Here is a 16305-nt window from a genome sequence, read left to right as displayed (position 1 = left end):
GCTTGTTCCGGGCCCTGCGTGGATGCCGGGTTAACGATGTCTTGCCGCTTTGTACGAAATGCCGGAAACGACGTACAAAACGTACGTTTTGTACAAACTTCGGGGCCGCGTCACAGCATCTTCCGTGCCCGCGAAACCCCCACCCACATCATCGCCGTGGCAAAGAGGAAATAGAGCGCGACGCCGATATACTGCGTCTCGATCCCCACGCCGAAGTCGATCAGGTAGCCGGTGATCCCCGGCCCGATGGCAGAGCCGAAGACCATCACCGCCGCCGCCATCGCCTTGATCGCGCCCAGGCTGCGGGTGCCGTAGAACTCTGCCCAGAAGGCATTGGGCAGGGTATGTGTCGCCCCCGTGGTCATCGCCACGAACAACAGCCCGACCAGGGTCCAGCCTAGGCTATCACCCAGGGCGAAACAGAAAAACCCAACGAACATGGGCAGTTGCGACCAGGGGATCAGCCGCCCGGTGCCCAGCCGGTCCAGCAGCCCGCCCGCCATGACCATCGCGCCGACCGCCGCCGCCGTGTAGATCGGGAACAGGGCGGTCAGCTCCAGGTGGGACCATCCCTTGACCTCTGCGAAGTGCACCTGCTGAAAGAAAAATGCGGTGTTGAAGGCCGGCGGCCCCAGCAAGGCCGGCACCATGAACCAGAACAGCCAGTGTTTCAGCACCTCGGGCCGGGCCCAGTGCCTTTGGTCCATGCCCACGGAATGATCGGTTTCCGCATGGCTCTGCGGCGTCCGTTCTTTCCTCAGTAGCAACAGCAGGACCGGGACCGCCGCCAAGCTGACACAGGCCACCGCCACCCAAAGCCAGCGCCAGTCCATCACCAGCATGAGCGAGACGAAACTGACCGGCAGCAGCGCCTCACCCAGGGCGAAGCCGAGGCCAGCGACCGAAAGCGCCTTGCCCCGCGTCGCAACGAACCAGCGCGACATCGAGACGACGGCGGTGTGGCTGGCCATGCCCTGGCCGCAGAACCGCAGCGCGAAGATCACCAGGGGCAGCAGCGCCGCCCAGGCGTTCAAGGCCATGAAAAGGCAGGAACTTGCCAGCAAGATCAATACGATAGACCCGATCACGCGGGTGCGGAACCGATCCGTCAGCGCGCCTGCCCAGACCATGACCACCGCCGAGGCGCTGGTCCCAATCGTGTAGATCCCACCCCATTGCCCGTGGCTGAGGTCGAATCCTTCGCGGATTTCACCTGCAAAGATCGAAATAAAGAAGGTCTGGCCGAAGCTCGACAGAAACGTGAGCAGCGCGCCGGCGGACAGCCAGCGCGCGTTTTCGGCGAGAAAGCGAATGAGACCCATGTCCCGCCCTTGTCCCGCGATGTGTGAAAATGCGGACGCTGAACGCGTCCGCCAGAGGTCAGTTCGAAATGGCGTTCGCCTGGGCTGACACGCCCAGCACCGCCCCGACCATGCCAAAGATTGTCTGCGCCGAGGTGATCGGGCTTTCCGTGGCAAGCACGGTGTCATCGGGCTGGATCTGGAACTTGCGCGCGGCAAAGAGACCGTCGGCGGTGGTCAGGTCCAGCGTGAATACGACTTGCTGCATCCTGGGGCCATGCCCCGTGGGACTGATGGCCTTGGCGGGATACTCCCGCAGAACCAGGACACCCTTGGGATCTGCACGGGTATCGGACAGGCCGCCCATCAGCGAAACGGCCTCAAGCGCGGTGACGTAATCCTTGGGGAAATAGATCAGGTTCTCGATCCCGCTGGCGCCAAGGGCGGTAAAGCTGCGGTCATCCTGTTCGATGACAACCGTGTCTCGGGGCAGGAGAAGCGCGTTCTTGGAACCGTCCGACAGCAGTTGCGACACCGAGATCTCGTAGGTCTTGGAGCCGCGCAGCAGGCGGATTCGGGGGTTGCGCAGATCCGGCATCACGCCGCCGGAATCCGCCAACAAGTTGAGAACCTTGTAATTTCTCGACGGAAGGGGGTAGGCACCGGGTTTGCCGACGCCGCCGACCACGTCAACCGTGTGATCACGGCCCTGCTGCAGGTTAAGCTGAACCTGTGCCGACGGCAGGATCGGTGCAAGCCGTTCCTGGATCTTGGCACGGGCGCCGGTCGCGGTCAGGCCGCGCACGCCAACCTTGTTGACGTAGGGCAGAAAGATCGATCCCTGCGAGTCGACCTCGACACCCTTGATCTCGGCAAAGCGTTCGCCGGGGCTGGTCAGCAGGGAGTTATCCTGGCTGTCCCAGATGATGATGTCGATGCGGTCGCCGGTTCGGATGACCGAGGAACTGCTGCCGTGGCTGGTATTCGGCCAATGGTAGTGCCCGTGCCAGCCGCTGGCGGACCATGTGGCAAGACCGGGAACATTTTCACGGGTGACTTCGATCACCTGGAAAGTCGGTTTTTCCGCGTCCTTCTGGTTGAGTACCTCGGACTGGATCGCCGCGCCGCGCGGCAGGCTGCACGCCGCCAAGGCAAGAACGGCGGCCAACAGGGTGATAAGTCTCAGTTTTGCAGACACTCCAGTCCCCCAACCGGTGTTTGACACTTTCTAGCGGTTCAATCCGCTGATAGACAGTCTGACGGTCGATTGAAAGCGAATTGAGGGTCAAACCGTGGCAGGAACACAGCAATCCCGCAAGGTCCTGCTGATGGGTGCCAGTGGAAAACTTGGCCGAATGCTGTGCTCTTTATGGCAATTCAACAGGTTTTCTCTGGTTCCGGTCTACCGTTCGGAAGGGCATGGGGGCCTTGTCTGGCAGGTCGGCGGACCTCTGCCGATGATCGAAGACGTGGCTGCAGTGATTGCCTTTTGGGGTGTGACACCGCGGCCTGGATGCAACTTAGACGATAATTCCCGACTTGCCTTGGCGGCCTTGGACCTGGGTAAGTCAATGGGCGCAGGGGTGGTGGTGCATTGCTCGAGTGCCGCGGTTTATAGGCCGGGGACAAGCCCGGTTTCGGAAGCTGACCCGGCCTGTCCCGGTTCGGACTATGGCCGTGCCAAGCTGGCGATGGAAAAGGCCATCGAGGACAGCGCCAGTGGCGAGGGGCCGCGCAATATCATCCTGCGGATCGGGAACGTCGCGGGGGCTGACAGTCTCTTTGCCAATCTGCGCCCCGGAGGGCGGATCACGCTGGATCGCTTTCCTGACGGGTCAAGCCCGGCGCGCAGTTATATCGCCCCGCCCGACCTTGTGCGCGTGATCGAGGCGCTGGTCGAAGACGTTACCGCCGAGGGCACGTACAATGTTGCCGCGCCCCTGCCGACGGAAATGGGGGAAATTGCCCGCGCCGCCGGCTGCACCATCGACTGGCGCGTCGCCCCCGAGACGGCGGTGCCGAAGGTCTGGCTGGACACGTCCCGGCTGTCTCGGATCCTTGCTCTGCCATCTGGGGCGGCTGCAGCGGATCACTTGGTCAAGGGCGCCCAAGCGGGGGGCACCTGGCCATGAGGACGCGGCGGCCCCTGCTGCATACGCTTGATTTCCTTTATGCAATCGGGATGACGGTGCTGCTCTCACCACTCATTCTTTACGTGGCGGTCGTGGTCTGGCGCAACGATGGCTGGCCAATCATCTATCGCTCCGAACGGATGAAAAGCCCGACGCGGTCCTTCTTGCTGTGGAAGTTCCGGACGATGAAGAATGACCCGGCCGATGCCGGCGTCACCGGTCCGTCCAAGTCCGGCCGCATCACGCCGACAGGTGCCTGGTTGCGGCGCAAACGGCTGGATGAACTCCCGCAGCTCTGGAATATCCTGAGAGGAGACATGGGCTTTGTCGGCCCCCGCGCGCCGCTGCGCCGTTACGTCGAGAAATACCCCGAGATCTATGCAGAGGTGCTGAAGGAACGGCCCGGGATCACGGGGATGGCGTCGATGGCCTATCACAAGACAGAGGAGCGTCTTCTGGCGCGGACCGAGAGTGCGGAAGAAACCGAAGAGGTCTATTGTCGCCGCTGCATCCCGCGCAAGGCGCGCCTGGATCGCCTGTACGCGGCGCGGCGTAATCCCTGCACGGATCAACGGCTGATGTGGGCGACGGTGTTCCGGCGGGTGTCCATGCACCGGCGCCGCTGAGGATCAGCGGCGCAGAACCTGCGAGTTCACATAGCCGATATAGCTGCCCAGCCAGTGCTTGCCGCTGTAGATGTAACCATCAGAACCGACAACGTAGGCATTGGTGAAATCGCGCGACATGCCGTCGGCGGCGGTACACTTGGCGGTCACAAGCTGCCCGCTGGCGCGGACGAGCCCGGCTGCCACGGGCACGGTGCCACCTGTCGTCAGGTAGCAGGTGTAGCGATGTACCTCGGTCACGTCCTCGGGCGTGAGGAAACGCTGGTCATAGCTGACCCGGCCTTCACGGCGTGCCTTGACGTAGGAAAGCAACTGGTCCTCTTCCGAGGACATCAGGTCGCCGCCCAGGCCACGGGTCGAGGTGATCATGCCATCGCGCAGGACGATCACCTGGCGGGCCGGGTTGCCGTAGGTCTGGTAGGGACCATTGCGCTGGATGTTCTGCAGAAGAACCTGAACCTTGTCACGGCTTTCCAGTTCGAACAGGTAGACGGAATCCGTTGTGGCCCCCAGTGCCTTGGCGATCTGCTGCGGTGTCAGCGGCTTCGGCGCTTCCTTCTTTGAAAAGATCGCCTTGGGCAACTGCTTGAGAATAGCTGCCGTGTCCTTGTTCGCGTTGCCGCAGGAAACCAGGGCCAGGGCCGCCGTCAGGGCCAGGCCGATGCGTGTAATGCTGCGCCGGGTCATCGCCAGAACCTTCCCCAAGAATTGACAGCGTCCGGTTTGTGGTAGTCGCGGACCTGTTCGTAGAGACGCCCGTTGACGTTCAGACGCGCGCCACCGTCCCGCGACAGCGACTGGATCAGGACATCGTTCCGGCGCCGCGACGGTTGGCCGAAGAAGGTGGCCAGCGGCATGGTGAAACGGATGCCTTTGTCGAACGAACCTTCGCCGAAGTCCTCGAAGGAGGCATCGGTAAAGGTGGCATAGGCACCCACGCGCCAGCCATTCGCGAACTCGCGGTCCAGAGCGACCGTCGCGCCATAGTCGCCTGCCAGGTAACGGCCCACGTCAAGCTGTCCGTGGAACCCGTTGCCGAAGGCATAGTAGGCCGAGACATGGCCGTTGACGTTGGGGATCTCGCGCTTGACGCCTGTCACCGGGTCCGTCGTCGTCATGGACTGCAGGCCAAAGAGCTGGTCGAAGTCACGGCGCTGGATGTAGTTCAGCTCTGCCCCCAGTGCGAGACGGCTGTTGACCGGTTTCCACAACAGTTCGGCCGAGGCACCGGCGTACATCTGTTCAAGGTAGCCCAGCGTCACGCGGGAATAGACATTCTTGGCCGGGCGTCCGTAGTGCGCCAGCTGCAGGTACTCGATCGCCGGATCGCCTTCTTCCGAGTAGCGGGCGTGGTCGGTGCGCACGCGCGGCAGGTTCGACTTGTCGAGGCGTTTCACCTTGTCGAGGTTGCCGGTGAGCTTCTTGGTGATCGACCCGCTGGCAATCAGGTTCGGCGTGATTTCGTATTCCGCCGAGGCGCGCAGACCCGCGTCGAAGCGCACAGGGTTGTCCGGGTCAAAGACCGAGAGCTGCACGAACGGTGAAATGGCCCAGGTGAATTTCGGGTAGATGCCGTCATCCGGCGGTGGCGCCTTGCCAAAGCCGTCGCCGAAGTTGGTCCGGGCCAGCATCTCGTTGGCGGCATCATGTTCCAGCCGCTCGAGGTCGGACCGGCGGAAGGTGACGGCGGACATCGCCATGCCGTTGACCACGGGCACGATCTCGAACACCTCGACCGAGGCCGGCATGACTCGGGTCATGACCCGGGCCAGTCTGCCAAAGGCCTGTGACGGGGCGCCGTATTTGGGATTCACCAGACGAACGGTGACACGGTTGCTTTGCAGGTCGATGCCCTCGACCTCCAACCCTTCCTTGGCGGCGAGGTTCTTGAGCGAAGCCGTGACGGAAGCCGAGCGCTGGGAGTCCAGCGTCCAGCCAAGGTCCGCAGCCGATCCGGGCGCGCGGGGCGCGACCGGAAGGCCCGATGGCTCTGTCCCGCCGGGCACGCCCAGGGTCTTGGGGTTGGTGACAAAGGTGAACTGCGCGCCGATTTCCGTGCCCAGGACGTGGTATAGCGAAAGCTGCCCACCATTCTTGAACCGGTAGTCGACACCGAAGTTCCAGGGGCTGGATTTCTTCGATGTGCCGCGCTGAACCTCGTCGACATAGTCGTCAGAGGAGTATTCCACCTTGAAGGTGTAGCGGTCGTTGGGCGAGTAGGAGACCCCGCCAAAGGCGGCCACGTCGCCACGGAAAAAACGGTCGATCTCGGGCAGGCCACCCTGGTTGGTGATCTTGCCCGGCCGCGTGCCCATGTTGCCAAAGGGCTGGTAGGACCCGTAGCGCCCCCAGCCAAGACCGCCGGTCAGCGTCAAGCCGGGATACACCGTTTTCGACGCGACCAGGTATTCGCCCGAGTAGATGCCCGTCCCGATGAAGTCCTGGATGCCGACGACCACCGAGGGGCGGCGTTCGGTTTCGGTCAGGAGCTGGTAGCGGAGGTCAAAGCTGCGGTCGAAGAGCGTGCCATTATTGGCGGTGAAGTTCTCGATCGCGGAATAGCGGAAGGTGCCGGACAACCGCGGGAGGATCTGGAAATAGAGCGTGGTCCGCGATGTGCCGCCGAAATGCGCATAGGTCCCGGCAAGGGTCGCGTCTGGCGGCACCTGTGCGGTGGGCATGTCAACCAGGCCGGGAGAGCCGTACAGGTTGAACGGAAGGCTGTTCACACCCTCCTCTGCCCGGACGGCGCCGCCGAGCGCGGACAGAATGGTGCCCGCAAGCGCGACGCGCCGTACGAGGCCCGATTTTCCGTTGTGAAAACCCGGCATGGTCCCCCACCTCGTTGCCAACACTGTTTCCCGACCCTTGCTAATGTGTTCGTCTGGCCCTGTCTATTCGAAGGCGGCGGCCAGGGCCATATTGTGGGAAAATCGGCACGCCCTTGCCGTCTTGTCCACAAGATGTGCGTGCGCTGCGCTTTAACGGTACATTTTGAAACGTTAATCGAGTGGTAAGCCGCCCGCCTCTAAACCTGTACCCAGGTGAGAGAAAGGTGGGAATGATGAGTGGCGACAGCAATGTCGCGCCAGTCATCATCAAACGCAAAAAGGTGATTGCGGGCGAAGGGCATCATGGCGGTGCCTGGAAGGTGGCCTATGCCGACTTCGTGACCGCGATGATGGCCTTTTTCATGTTGATGTGGCTGTTGAACGCGACAACGGAAAAACAACGCAAGGGGATCGCGGACTATTTCAGTCCGACGATCGCGGTGGCCCGGGTTTCGGGTGGCGGCAGCGGCGCATTGGGCGGAGAGTCCGTCTTTGCGGAAAACACGTTGCCTAGGGTCGGAACCGGGGCCACGAGCCTGCGACCGCAAGCCGAGAGCAGCCGTGACCCGGGTCTGGACAGCAAGGTGTCCGAAGGACCGGAAACCGCCGAATTCAAGAAGGTCGAAGAGCTGTTGATCGGCCGCGGCGGCGAAAGCATGGTTGCCGACGAGCTGCTGGAACACATCGTCACCGAGGTGACGGACGAAGGCCTGGTGATCGAGTTCTTCGAGACCGCGCAGGCCCGGCTTTTCGATGACGAGGCGCGGCCGACACAGCTGCTGAAGGATCTGGCGTTGGTCCTGGCCCGGGCATCCGATGTCGTGTCCAACCCGGTTGCGATCGAGACGCATACGACCAGCTACCCGGTTGTCCTGGCCGAGAACCCGGCCTGGCAGATATCGCGCGACCGGGCAGAAGTCTTTCGCGAACTGGTCATAGCCCGTGGGCTGGAGGAAGCGCGGGTGCAGCGCCTGACGGCCTATGCGGACCGGGAACCCAGCACCTCCAACCTGCTGGACCCGCGCAACAGCCGGATCGAGGTTGTCTTTCTGCGCAGGAACTGACTCAGTTTTCGTGGGATTTTACCTGTTAGGCCCGCGTTAAACCCACGCCTTTATCTGTTGTCGTGAATTCGGAGCGACAGCAGAAAGGCTAGTCCATGACAATCTCCTCTTCCCTCAATGCAGGTGTTGCGGGTCTCGCGGCCAATGCGACGCGGCTGGGAACCATTTCCGACAACATCGCGAACTCCGCGACCAAGGGGTACAAACGGGTCGAGACGGATTTCTCCTCGATGGTGATCGCGTCGAACGGGTCCGGCTATACCGCCGGCGGCGTGCGCACCACCACCACGCGGATCATCGACCAGAGCGGCGCGTTGGTGGGCACGAGCAACGCAACCGATATCGCCGTGCGCGGCAACGGGTTCATCCCCGTCGCCGAGGCGACGGAATTCGCGGCAACCGGCGATCCGCAGATGTTCCTGACCACCACGGGGTCCTTCCGGGTCGACGCGGATGGCTACCTGCGGACTGAATCGGGACTGCTGCTGATGGGCTGGCCGGCCAATTCCGATGGGTCGTTGGCCTCCTACGCACGCGACACGGCGGAAAGCCTGGAACCCGTGCGGATCAACCGCAATCAGGTCACCTCGGAACCGACGACGGCCATCACGCTCGGCGCGAACCTGGCGGCATCGGCGACCGATTTCGATGCCACCGGCGCACCCGAAGTCCTGCCGATCGAATACATCGACAACCTGGGCCGGTCCGAAACCCTGACGGTGACATTCACGCCGACGATCCCTGCCACGGGTTCGTCGAACGAATGGACGATGACCATCGTCGATTCTGCCACCTCTGCAGGCGGCAACCCGGTTGGCGAATATACCGTGACCTTCAACACCGGCGCGGCAGACGGCGGCACGCTGTCCACGGTGACAACCACGACGGGCGGCACCTACAATGCCACCGATGGCACGATCATCGTCACCACCAATGGTGGCCCGGTCGAAATCACCATCGGCGCGCCCGGCACCAGCGGCGGGCTGACCCAGGTCGGCGACAGTTTCAAGGCGCTCAACATCTCCAAGGACGGGTCCGCCGCCGGGTCCATGACCACGGTCGAGATCGACGAGAACGGTTTTGTCCACGCGCTGTTCGATACCGGCGCCTCGCGCGTGATCTACCAGGTGCCCCTGGTCGACGTGCCGAACCCCAACGGGCTGATCTCGATGGACAAGCAGATCTACATGCCCTCGCCGGAAAGCGGCAGTTTCTTCCTCTGGGATGCAGGAGACGGGCCGGTCGGTGACGTCGTGCCCTTCGCGCGCGAGGAAAGCTCGACCGACGTGGCCAACGAACTGACGGCGATGATCCAGACCCAGCGGGCCTATTCGTCGAACGCCAAGGTCATCCAGACCGTCGACGAGATGCTGCAGGAAACCACCAACATCAAGCGCTGACGGTTCATCCGTCAGCTTTTCAGGGGGTCGCTAGATGTCTCTTTCCGGTGCGCTGTACAATGCCTTCAGCGGGCTCAAGGCCAATTCCCGGGCCGCGGGCCTGGTGTCGACGAATATCTCAAACGCCACCACCGAGGGGTACGGCCGGCGGACACTGGGCCTTGCACCCGGCGCCGTCGGCACCACCGGCGGCGTACGTATCACCGGAACGGTGCGTCATTCCGATCCGGTCCTCACCGGGGACCGGATGATGTCGGACGCAACCCTCGCCCATGCGACGGCCGGGTTCGAATTCGCCAGCCGGATCGAGGACCTGGTGGGCGATTCCGGCACGCCGGGATCGCTGACCGACCGCGTGAACGCCTTCGAGAACGCGTTGCTGACAGCCTCGTCCAACCCGGCCTCGACACAACGGCTGGAACTGGTGGCAAACACGGCGGATTCGCTGGCGCGGGCGCTGAACGGCCTCAGCGATGAGGTCCAGTCCGCCCGGCAGACAGCCGATGACCGGATCGCGGCACAGGTCGAAACCCTGAATTCCGCTCTCTCGCGGCTGGATTCACTGAACGACAACATTGTCCGGGCCGGCTCGACCGGGACCGACCCGACGAGTTTCTATGACGAACGGCAAAGGGTGCTCGACAGCATCGCCGAAATCGTGCCCTTGCGGGTGGTTGAAAGGGAAAAAGGTGACATCGCGGTCTTTACCCGGGGTGGCGCCGTCCTGCTGGATGGGCGCCCGTTCGAGGTGGGGTTCGAACCGAACCATGCCATCGGACCGGGCATGACCTTCGCCAACGGCGACTTGTCGGGCCTGACGCTGAACGGCGTTCCCGTCGATACCCAGGGCATGAGCATGTTCGCCGGTGGCAGCCTTGCCGCCCAGTTCGAGATCCGCGACGTGGACGCGGTCGAACGCCAAGCGCAACTGGACGGGATCGCCCGCGACCTGATCGAACGGCTTGGTCCCGGCGGGCCGGACACGACGCTGGCGGCGACCGATCCGGGACTGTTCACCGATGGTGGCAGTGCCTTCGTGGCCGCGGATGAAACCGGTATTGCCGGCCGGATCGAGATCAACGCCCTCGTCGCACCCGACAGCGGTGGGGCATGGCGCCTGCGGGACGGGCTTGGCGCAGCCACGCAGGGCGACGTGGGCGATGCCCACCTGCTGCAGGAGGTTTCGGAGGCTCTGAGCGCCTCGACTGTCCCGGCCTCCGGCGGTCTGACTGCCATCGCGCGCAGCTTTGCGGACCACATCTCGGAATTTGCCTCCTCCGCAGTGGGAGAGCGGGTGCGGGCGGAAAACGCCCGGACCTTCGTGTCGATCCAGAACACGGCCCTGTCCGAGATGGAACTGTCCAAGGGAGTGGATACGGACCAGGAACTGCAGCGGTTGATGCAGATCGAACAACACTACTCCGCCAACGCAAAGGTCATGTCGACGGTCGACAGCCTGCTTGAGCGGTTGATGTCCATTTAAGGAGGGCCCGACATGGAAGTTATCGGGGATATGGCGCGCGCGCTGGTGCTGCGTGCCAACCAGGTACGTCTGCGCCAAGAAATGGATCAACTGGCAGTCGAGGTCGCCACCGGGTTCTTCAAGGACGCGGGACAGCATCTGCACGGCGACCTGACCGGCCTGCAATCCATCGACCGGTCCCTGGCGCGGTTGGACACATACAGGGTCAATACGACAGAGGCGACCTTTCTGTCCGGAACGATGCAAACGGCCCTGGACGAGATTCAGGATCGCAGCGAGACCCTGTCGCAATCGCTGATCGCCGCCGAGCTGACGCCGAACTCGGCCCTGTTGAACACGATGTCGGACGATGCGGAAAACGCATTGGGACAGGTTCTGAACGGGTTGAACCGCTCGGTTGCCGGGCGGTTCCTGTTTTCCGGAACGGCGACCGACCGCGAGGCGGTGCAAGGCGTCGATGACGTGCTGAACGCTGCGCGCACGGCGCTTGCAGGTCAGACCGACATGGCCGGGATCGAGGCAGCGCTGGACAGTTTCTTTGGCGCCGGCGGCACCTATGAATCCACCATCTACCAGGGGTCGAACACCGGCCTCGCCCCGCTGAAGCTGAGCGAGACGGAGAGTGCGAACCTCGATATCCGGGCCACCGATCCCGTGTTCCGCGAAGTCCTGAAACCGATGATCATGGCGGCCCTGGCCACCGATGGCACGCTGGGCCTGTCACAGGACGTGCAGATCGAGATGCTGACAACCGCCGGACAGGACCTGCTGGCCGCGCAGCAGGATGTGGTCGAACTGCGTGCCGGACTCGGCGCGCTCGAGGCGCGCGTCGAAGAGACCACGGCGCGCAACTCTGCAGAGCATACGGCCACCAATATTGCGCGCCTCGATCTGGTCGGGACTGACCAGTACTACACCGCGTCGCGCTACGAGAACATTCGGACTCAACTTGAAAGCCTTTACACGATCACCGCGCGGTCACAGCGACTGTCGCTTGCGGAGTTCCTCTGATGTTGACACGTTTCCTTACCGCTCTTGTGCTTGCTGTTTCATGTGCCCTTCCGGCGGCGTCCCAATCGGTCCGGATAAAGGACCTAGTCGAGGTCGACGGCGTACGATCGAACGATCTGGTCGGCTATGGTCTGGTCGTGGGCCTGAACGGCACGGGCGACGGGCTGCGCAACTCGCCCTTTACCGAAGAGATCATGTCCAACATCCTGGAAAGGCTGGGCGTGAACGTGACGGGCGAGCAGTTCCGTCCGCGCAACGTTGCGGCGGTTCTAGTGACGGGCAAGCTGCCGCCTTTCGCACGGATCGGCAGCCAGATCGACATCACGGTTTCCGCGATTGGCGATGCCAAAAGCCTGTTGGGCGGGACGCTGATCATGACCCCGCTGAACGCGGCGGACGGTCAGATCTATGCCGTGGCCCAAGGCACGATCATCGCCGGCGGTGTCGAGGCCGAAGGCGAGGCGGCCCGCGTTGTGCAGGGTGTGCCGACGGCGGGTGTCATTCCCTCCGGCGCGCGTGTCGAGCGCGAAGTGCCCTTTGATTTCACGCAATTGTCGACACTTCGCCTTGCCCTGCGCGAGCCGGATTTCACCACCGCCGCGCGGATCGAGGACGTGATCAACCGGGCGGTCGGTCGCCGGGCGGCAACCATGCTGGACGCCGGCACGGTCCAGGTCGACCTTCAACGCAGCGGCGCCCGGTCTCCGGCGCGGGCCGTTGTCGCCATCGAGAACCTGGCGGTCGAGCCACAGCGTCGTGCGCGTGTCGTTGTCGATCAACGTTCGGGCACCATCGTGATGGGTGCGGATGTGCGGATTTCCCGAGTGGCGGTATCGCAGGGCAACCTGACCCTTCGGATCGAGGAAGCGCCGCTTGCGATCCAGCCCAACCCCTTCAGCGACGGTGATACCGTTGTGGTGCCGCGCACCGGCGCCCTGATCGAGGAAGACCCCGGCATCGGCCTCGCCGAAGTGCCGACCGGGACCAACCTGTCGGAGGTCATCGCCGGCCTCAACGCCCTGGGTGTCAGCCCGCGGGACATGATCGACATCCTGAAAAGCATCAAGGCCGCCGGTGCCCTGCATGCGGATTTCGTGGTGATGTGAAGAGCCGCTGAGGCTTTCTTAACGGCTGGCTGTCAGGTTGGCGGCGGCACAGGAGCGGGAGAGCGCAGATGCTCGGAATCATTGGTATCGTTGTGATCTTTGCGATGGTCTTCGGCGGCTATCTCGCGGCTGGCGGCAAGCTGGCGATCATCATCAAGGCGCTGCCGTTCGAATTCATGATGATCGGAGGCGCGGCAACCGGTGCCTTCCTGATCAGCAATGACGGGGCGACGGTCAAGCACACGATCAAGGATGTCGCCAAGGTCTTCAAGGGTGCCAAGTGGAAGCCCGACGACTACCGCGATCTTCTGTGCCTGCTGTTCGAGCTGATCCGGCTTGCGCGGCAGAACCCGGTTGCCATCGAGGAACACGTGGAATCGCCCTCTGAGTCGAATATCTTTGCCAAGTATCCCAAGATCCTGGCCGACAGTCACGCGATCGAACTGATCTGCGACACGATGCGGTCGGTCTCGATGAACTACGACGATCCCCACCAGGTCGAAGAGGTGCTGGACAAGCGTCTGGACGCGATGCAGCACCACGCCCTGATGCCCAGCCACGCCCTGCAGAGCATGGCTGACGCGCTGCCTGCGCTGGGCATCGTCGCCGCGGTTCTGGGGGTGATCAAGACGATGGCCTCGATCGATCAGCCGCCCGAAGTGCTGGGCAAGCTCATTGGCGGCGCCCTGGTCGGCACCTTCCTGGGCGTGTTCCTGGCCTATGGCCTGGTCGGTCCGTTCGCGGCCAAGGTCAAGACCGTTGCCGAAGAGGACCTGCATTTCTATCACCTGATCCGCGAAGTGCTGGTCGCGAACCTGCATAACCACGCAACCAACATCTGCATCGAGGTCGGACGCCAGAACACGCCGGATCACTACCGGCCCAGCTTCGAGGATCTCGAGGATGCGCTGAAATCCGTCAAACAGGAGGCGGCATGATCCGTATCGCGCTACTGATCCTTCTTTCGGTTTGGCCCCTGCTTCTGTCAGCACAGACCGTGACAGTGCGCAGCGGCGAACACGGAGAATTCACACGGCTGGTGCTGACGGTGCCTGACGGCACGACATGGGCGCTGTCCCCGGATGCAGAACGCAACCAACTGGGGCTGGAAATCGACGGTGGTCCCTATGAATTCGACACTTCGTCGGTCTTTGACCGGATCGGGACCGGTCGTATCCGTGACCTCGTTGTGGCAGAGGGCGGGCGACGGCTGGACATTGCGCTTGCCTGTCAGTGCGCGGCCGAGGCCTTTGTGCTGCGGAATACCATGTTGGTCGTCGATATCTCCGCTTCCGAGGTGCCGCTTGCACAGGCGGTCCGAACTGGGCCCAAACCTGCGGAGCCTCGGGGCGTTGGACCGTCGCCGGTCGTGCTGGATCTTTCCCGCGTCCGCGTTGCCGATGTTCCCCGGATCGGTCCGGAGCCGGTGCACGATCCTGGTCTTCCCTACCTTGCCCAGCGCCTCGACGTGGACCCAACAACTGCCGGACTTGATCATGCAGCGCGCGATCCATCAGTTGCGCGTGACTTGGGCAACCAGATCGCGGCTGATCTGGCGATTGCGGCCACCCAGGGTCTGCTGGACCCGGCGCTGACACCATCCCCGGCGCCTGCTCCGACACCTGCCGAGCCGGCGCTCAAGTCCCCCAGCCTATCGCCCGCGATTGATCCCGACCAACCAGCGCGCCGGTTGGCTGCCGGCATGTCGGGACTGGATCATATGGACCTTCAGAATGGCCGTATCTCCATCGGTGGCGACACCTGTGTGGCGGCCGGCAGCCTTGCCATCGCGGCCTGGGGAAAGCCCGGTGACGATCCAAACCTCGCGCTGGCCAAACGCCGCAGCGCAGTCTTCGGCGAGTTTGATCGCATCGGGGAAGAGGCCCTGGTGAGCTATGCCAAGGCATTGATCTACTACGGGTTCGGCGCCGAGGCGCGCAGCGTCCTGTCGCTGCAGTCAGAGGTGGACGCGCCTGTCGTGATGGCTCTGTCGCATCTTGTGGATGGCGACGGAGATCCCCTGTCACTTTTCTCCCAGCAGGCGCACTGCGAGGGACCAGCAGCGCTCTGGTCCGTTCTCGCGCTTGCTCCGCCAAGTGGTTCTCCCCAAATCGCGGATTCGGCGATTCTCCGCAGCTTCGAGGCATTGCCGAAACACCTCAGGACCCACCTGGGACCGATCCTCGTCGAGCATCTTGCCACCGCGGGTTATCCCGATACCGCACGCGATGTCCTGCGTCGGATGCAACGCATGGAGGGATATGAGACGGACAGCATCGCGCTGGGCAAGGCGCAGCTTGCGCTGCGCGATGGCGATCCTGCGGAAGCGGGCAAAAGGTTGCAGGAGCTTTCCATTGCCGGCGGACCCGAGGCCGCAAAGGCAGTAGCCGCGGCGATTGACCTTGCGGAGGCAACGGATGCTCCGGTTCCGACACGGATCGTCGAACTTTCGGATGCTTTCGCCACCGAACTGCGAAACAGTGAGGATGGGCCGAAACTCTGGCAGGCCCATGTGCGTTCGCTACTGATCAATGAGCATTTCGATACCGCGTTCGATGAATTGGACTCGCCGCACGGCATGCCAGAAGAGATTGCCGATACGATGCGGCAGACGGCGATGCGGTTCCTTGTCGACAAGGGTGAGGATGTCACCTTCCTGAAATTCGCGACGCGTGCACTCGCCGACGGGGATGACCCCGGGCAGGACGCCCTGGGGATTGCGATTGCCGAGAGATTTCTCAACCTGGGTCTGGCCGAGTCTGCCCTGCAGCAACTCGATAGCCTGTCAGAGCCAACAAGCGCACCGGAGGCGCGAATCGCCCGAGCCCGTGCCCTATTGGCGCTGGGCCGGCCCGAGGAGGCCGAAATCATCCTGATCGGCCAGCGCGGCGACGAGGTGGGGCGCTTGCGGGCCGAGGCACGCAGCCAGATGGGGGACCATGTCTTTGCAAAATCCATCTTCTCGGATGCGGGCAGGACCAGCGAGGCGGTGACCTCGGCCTGGCTCTCCGGCGATTGGCAGGACGTCGCCGAAAGCGACACCGTTCTGGCACCGGCAGCCGATCTGATGCAGCAGGAGCCACCGGTCTTCGATCCGGCCCAGGTCAGTCTTGCCGGTGTCGACGCTGTCTTTGATGCCAGTACCCGTTCGCGTGAGACCCTGCGCGCCCTTCTCGATGCAACCGCCGTCCCGTCCAACCCGTAAAATTCGTTACGGTTTCTAAATTCTTCTGCCTTAGCCAGTTAGCAGGGCAGACGGATTGGAGAGGCCGGAAGATGGCGCGTTCTTGGAAGCTGGCAGAATACCGAACCGACACGGACGTTGAACGCGGCACCGGCGCAAGGCCGGTG

Annotated in this window: 13 protein-coding genes; 9 read left to right on the top strand and 4 right to left on the bottom strand. The window is 63.2% G+C overall.

Annotated features, from left to right (window positions below):
- Window positions 1–110: 110 nt before the first annotated feature.
- Window positions 111–1322, bottom strand: a complete 1212-nt coding sequence (locus BLQ71_RS16735; RefSeq protein ID WP_074622524.1) for an MFS transporter — start codon at window positions 1320–1322, stop codon at window positions 111–113.
- Between the two features lie 58 nt (window positions 1323–1380).
- Window positions 1381–2499, bottom strand: coding sequence for a polysaccharide biosynthesis/export family protein (locus BLQ71_RS16730; RefSeq protein ID WP_223306218.1), 1119 nt, complete (start codon window positions 2497–2499; stop codon window positions 1381–1383).
- Between the two features lie 130 nt (window positions 2500–2629).
- On the opposite strand from BLQ71_RS16730, the gene BLQ71_RS16725 reads away from it, so the two are divergent.
- Both BLQ71_RS16725 and BLQ71_RS16720 read left to right on the top strand, forming a co-directional pair.
- On the top strand, window positions 2630–3433 hold the full coding sequence (locus tag BLQ71_RS16725; protein ID WP_083342281.1) for an NAD-dependent epimerase/dehydratase family protein: 804 nt from the start codon (window positions 2630–2632) through the stop codon (window positions 3431–3433).
- Window positions 3430–4059, top strand: a complete 630-nt coding sequence (locus BLQ71_RS16720) for a sugar transferase (protein WP_069211178.1) — start codon at window positions 3430–3432, stop codon at window positions 4057–4059. The genes BLQ71_RS16725 and BLQ71_RS16720 overlap by 4 nt, the downstream gene beginning before the upstream one ends.
- Before the next feature lie 3 nt (window positions 4060–4062).
- On the opposite strand, the gene BLQ71_RS16715 is transcribed toward BLQ71_RS16720, so the two are convergent.
- Both BLQ71_RS16715 and BLQ71_RS16710 read right to left on the bottom strand, forming a co-directional pair.
- Window positions 4063–4746: a YjbF family lipoprotein gene (locus BLQ71_RS16715; protein ID WP_069211179.1), complete on the bottom strand. Its 684-nt coding sequence runs from the start codon at window positions 4744–4746 to the stop codon at window positions 4063–4065.
- Entirely contained in the window at window positions 4743–6890 is a 2148-nt protein-coding gene (locus BLQ71_RS16710) for a YjbH domain-containing protein (protein ID WP_082024660.1), read from the bottom strand. The genes BLQ71_RS16715 and BLQ71_RS16710 overlap by 4 nt, the downstream gene beginning before the upstream one ends.
- Before the next feature lie 233 nt (window positions 6891–7123).
- On the opposite strand from BLQ71_RS16710, the gene BLQ71_RS16705 reads away from it, so the two are divergent.
- From BLQ71_RS16705 to BLQ71_RS26450, 7 genes are all read left to right on the top strand, one after another.
- Entirely contained in the window at window positions 7124–7954 is an 831-nt protein-coding gene (locus tag BLQ71_RS16705; protein ID WP_074622522.1) for a flagellar motor protein MotB, read from the top strand.
- A 95-nt stretch (window positions 7955–8049) separates the two neighbouring features.
- Window positions 8050–9354, top strand: coding sequence for a flagellar hook protein FlgE (locus tag BLQ71_RS16700; RefSeq protein ID WP_043142880.1), 1305 nt, complete (start codon window positions 8050–8052; stop codon window positions 9352–9354).
- A gap of 34 nt (window positions 9355–9388) precedes the next feature.
- Window positions 9389–10837, top strand: a complete 1449-nt coding sequence (gene flgK / locus BLQ71_RS16695) for a flagellar hook-associated protein FlgK (RefSeq protein ID WP_074622521.1) — start codon at window positions 9389–9391, stop codon at window positions 10835–10837.
- A gap of 12 nt (window positions 10838–10849) precedes the next feature.
- Window positions 10850–11848 (top strand): flagellin, encoded by a 999-nt coding sequence (locus BLQ71_RS16690; protein ID WP_074622520.1) that lies wholly within the window; start codon window positions 10850–10852, stop codon window positions 11846–11848.
- The gene (locus tag BLQ71_RS16685) at window positions 11848–12954 is read left to right on the top strand and encodes a flagellar basal body P-ring protein FlgI (protein WP_074622519.1); all 1107 of its coding nucleotides are present in this window, start codon (window positions 11848–11850) and stop codon (window positions 12952–12954) included. Before BLQ71_RS16690 ends, BLQ71_RS16685 begins: the two co-directional genes overlap by 1 nt.
- 68 nt (window positions 12955–13022) lie before the next feature.
- Entirely contained in the window at window positions 13023–13892 is an 870-nt protein-coding gene (motA, locus tag BLQ71_RS16680; RefSeq protein WP_074622518.1) for a flagellar motor stator protein MotA, read from the top strand.
- Window positions 13889–16159 carry a hypothetical protein gene (locus BLQ71_RS26450; protein WP_074622517.1) on the top strand — a complete coding sequence of 757 codons (2271 nt, stop codon included), beginning with the start codon at window positions 13889–13891 and terminating at the stop codon, window positions 16157–16159. Before motA ends, BLQ71_RS26450 begins: the two co-directional genes overlap by 4 nt.
- The last annotated feature ends 146 nt before the right edge of the window (window positions 16160–16305 follow it).

Origin of the sequence: Antarctobacter albus (genome assembly GCF_900101505.1) — a bacterium.
Classification (GTDB): domain Bacteria; phylum Pseudomonadota; class Alphaproteobacteria; order Rhodobacterales; family Rhodobacteraceae; genus Antarctobacter; species Antarctobacter albus.
Note: the sequence above shows the minus strand (reverse complement) of the source record. Positions and strands in the feature narration are given on the sequence as shown.

Excerpts from the sequence above, each read along its gene's own strand:
- BLQ71_RS16735 (WP_074622524.1), bottom strand. The coding sequence starts at position 1,322 with ATGGGTCTCATTCGCTTTCTCGCCGAAAACGCGCGCTGGCTGTCCGCC.
- BLQ71_RS16725 (WP_083342281.1), top strand. The coding sequence starts at position 2,630 with ATGGGTGCCAGTGGAAAACTTGGCCGAATGCTGTGCTCTTTATGGCAA.
- BLQ71_RS16720 (WP_069211178.1), top strand. The coding sequence starts at position 3,430 with ATGAGGACGCGGCGGCCCCTGCTGCATACGCTTGATTTCCTTTATGCA.
- BLQ71_RS16715 (WP_069211179.1), bottom strand. The coding sequence starts at position 4,746 with ATGACCCGGCGCAGCATTACACGCATCGGCCTGGCCCTGACGGCGGCC.
- BLQ71_RS16710 (WP_082024660.1), bottom strand. The coding sequence starts at position 6,890 with ATGCCGGGTTTTCACAACGGAAAATCGGGCCTCGTACGGCGCGTCGCG.
- BLQ71_RS16705 (WP_074622522.1), top strand. The coding sequence starts at position 7,124 with ATGAGTGGCGACAGCAATGTCGCGCCAGTCATCATCAAACGCAAAAAG.
- BLQ71_RS16700 (WP_043142880.1), top strand. The coding sequence starts at position 8,050 with ATGACAATCTCCTCTTCCCTCAATGCAGGTGTTGCGGGTCTCGCGGCC.
- flgK (WP_074622521.1), top strand. The coding sequence starts at position 9,389 with ATGTCTCTTTCCGGTGCGCTGTACAATGCCTTCAGCGGGCTCAAGGCC.
- BLQ71_RS16690 (WP_074622520.1), top strand. The coding sequence starts at position 10,850 with ATGGAAGTTATCGGGGATATGGCGCGCGCGCTGGTGCTGCGTGCCAAC.
- BLQ71_RS16685 (WP_074622519.1), top strand. The coding sequence starts at position 11,848 with ATGTTGACACGTTTCCTTACCGCTCTTGTGCTTGCTGTTTCATGTGCC.
- motA (WP_074622518.1), top strand. The coding sequence starts at position 13,023 with ATGCTCGGAATCATTGGTATCGTTGTGATCTTTGCGATGGTCTTCGGC.
- BLQ71_RS26450 (WP_074622517.1), top strand. The coding sequence starts at position 13,889 with ATGATCCGTATCGCGCTACTGATCCTTCTTTCGGTTTGGCCCCTGCTT.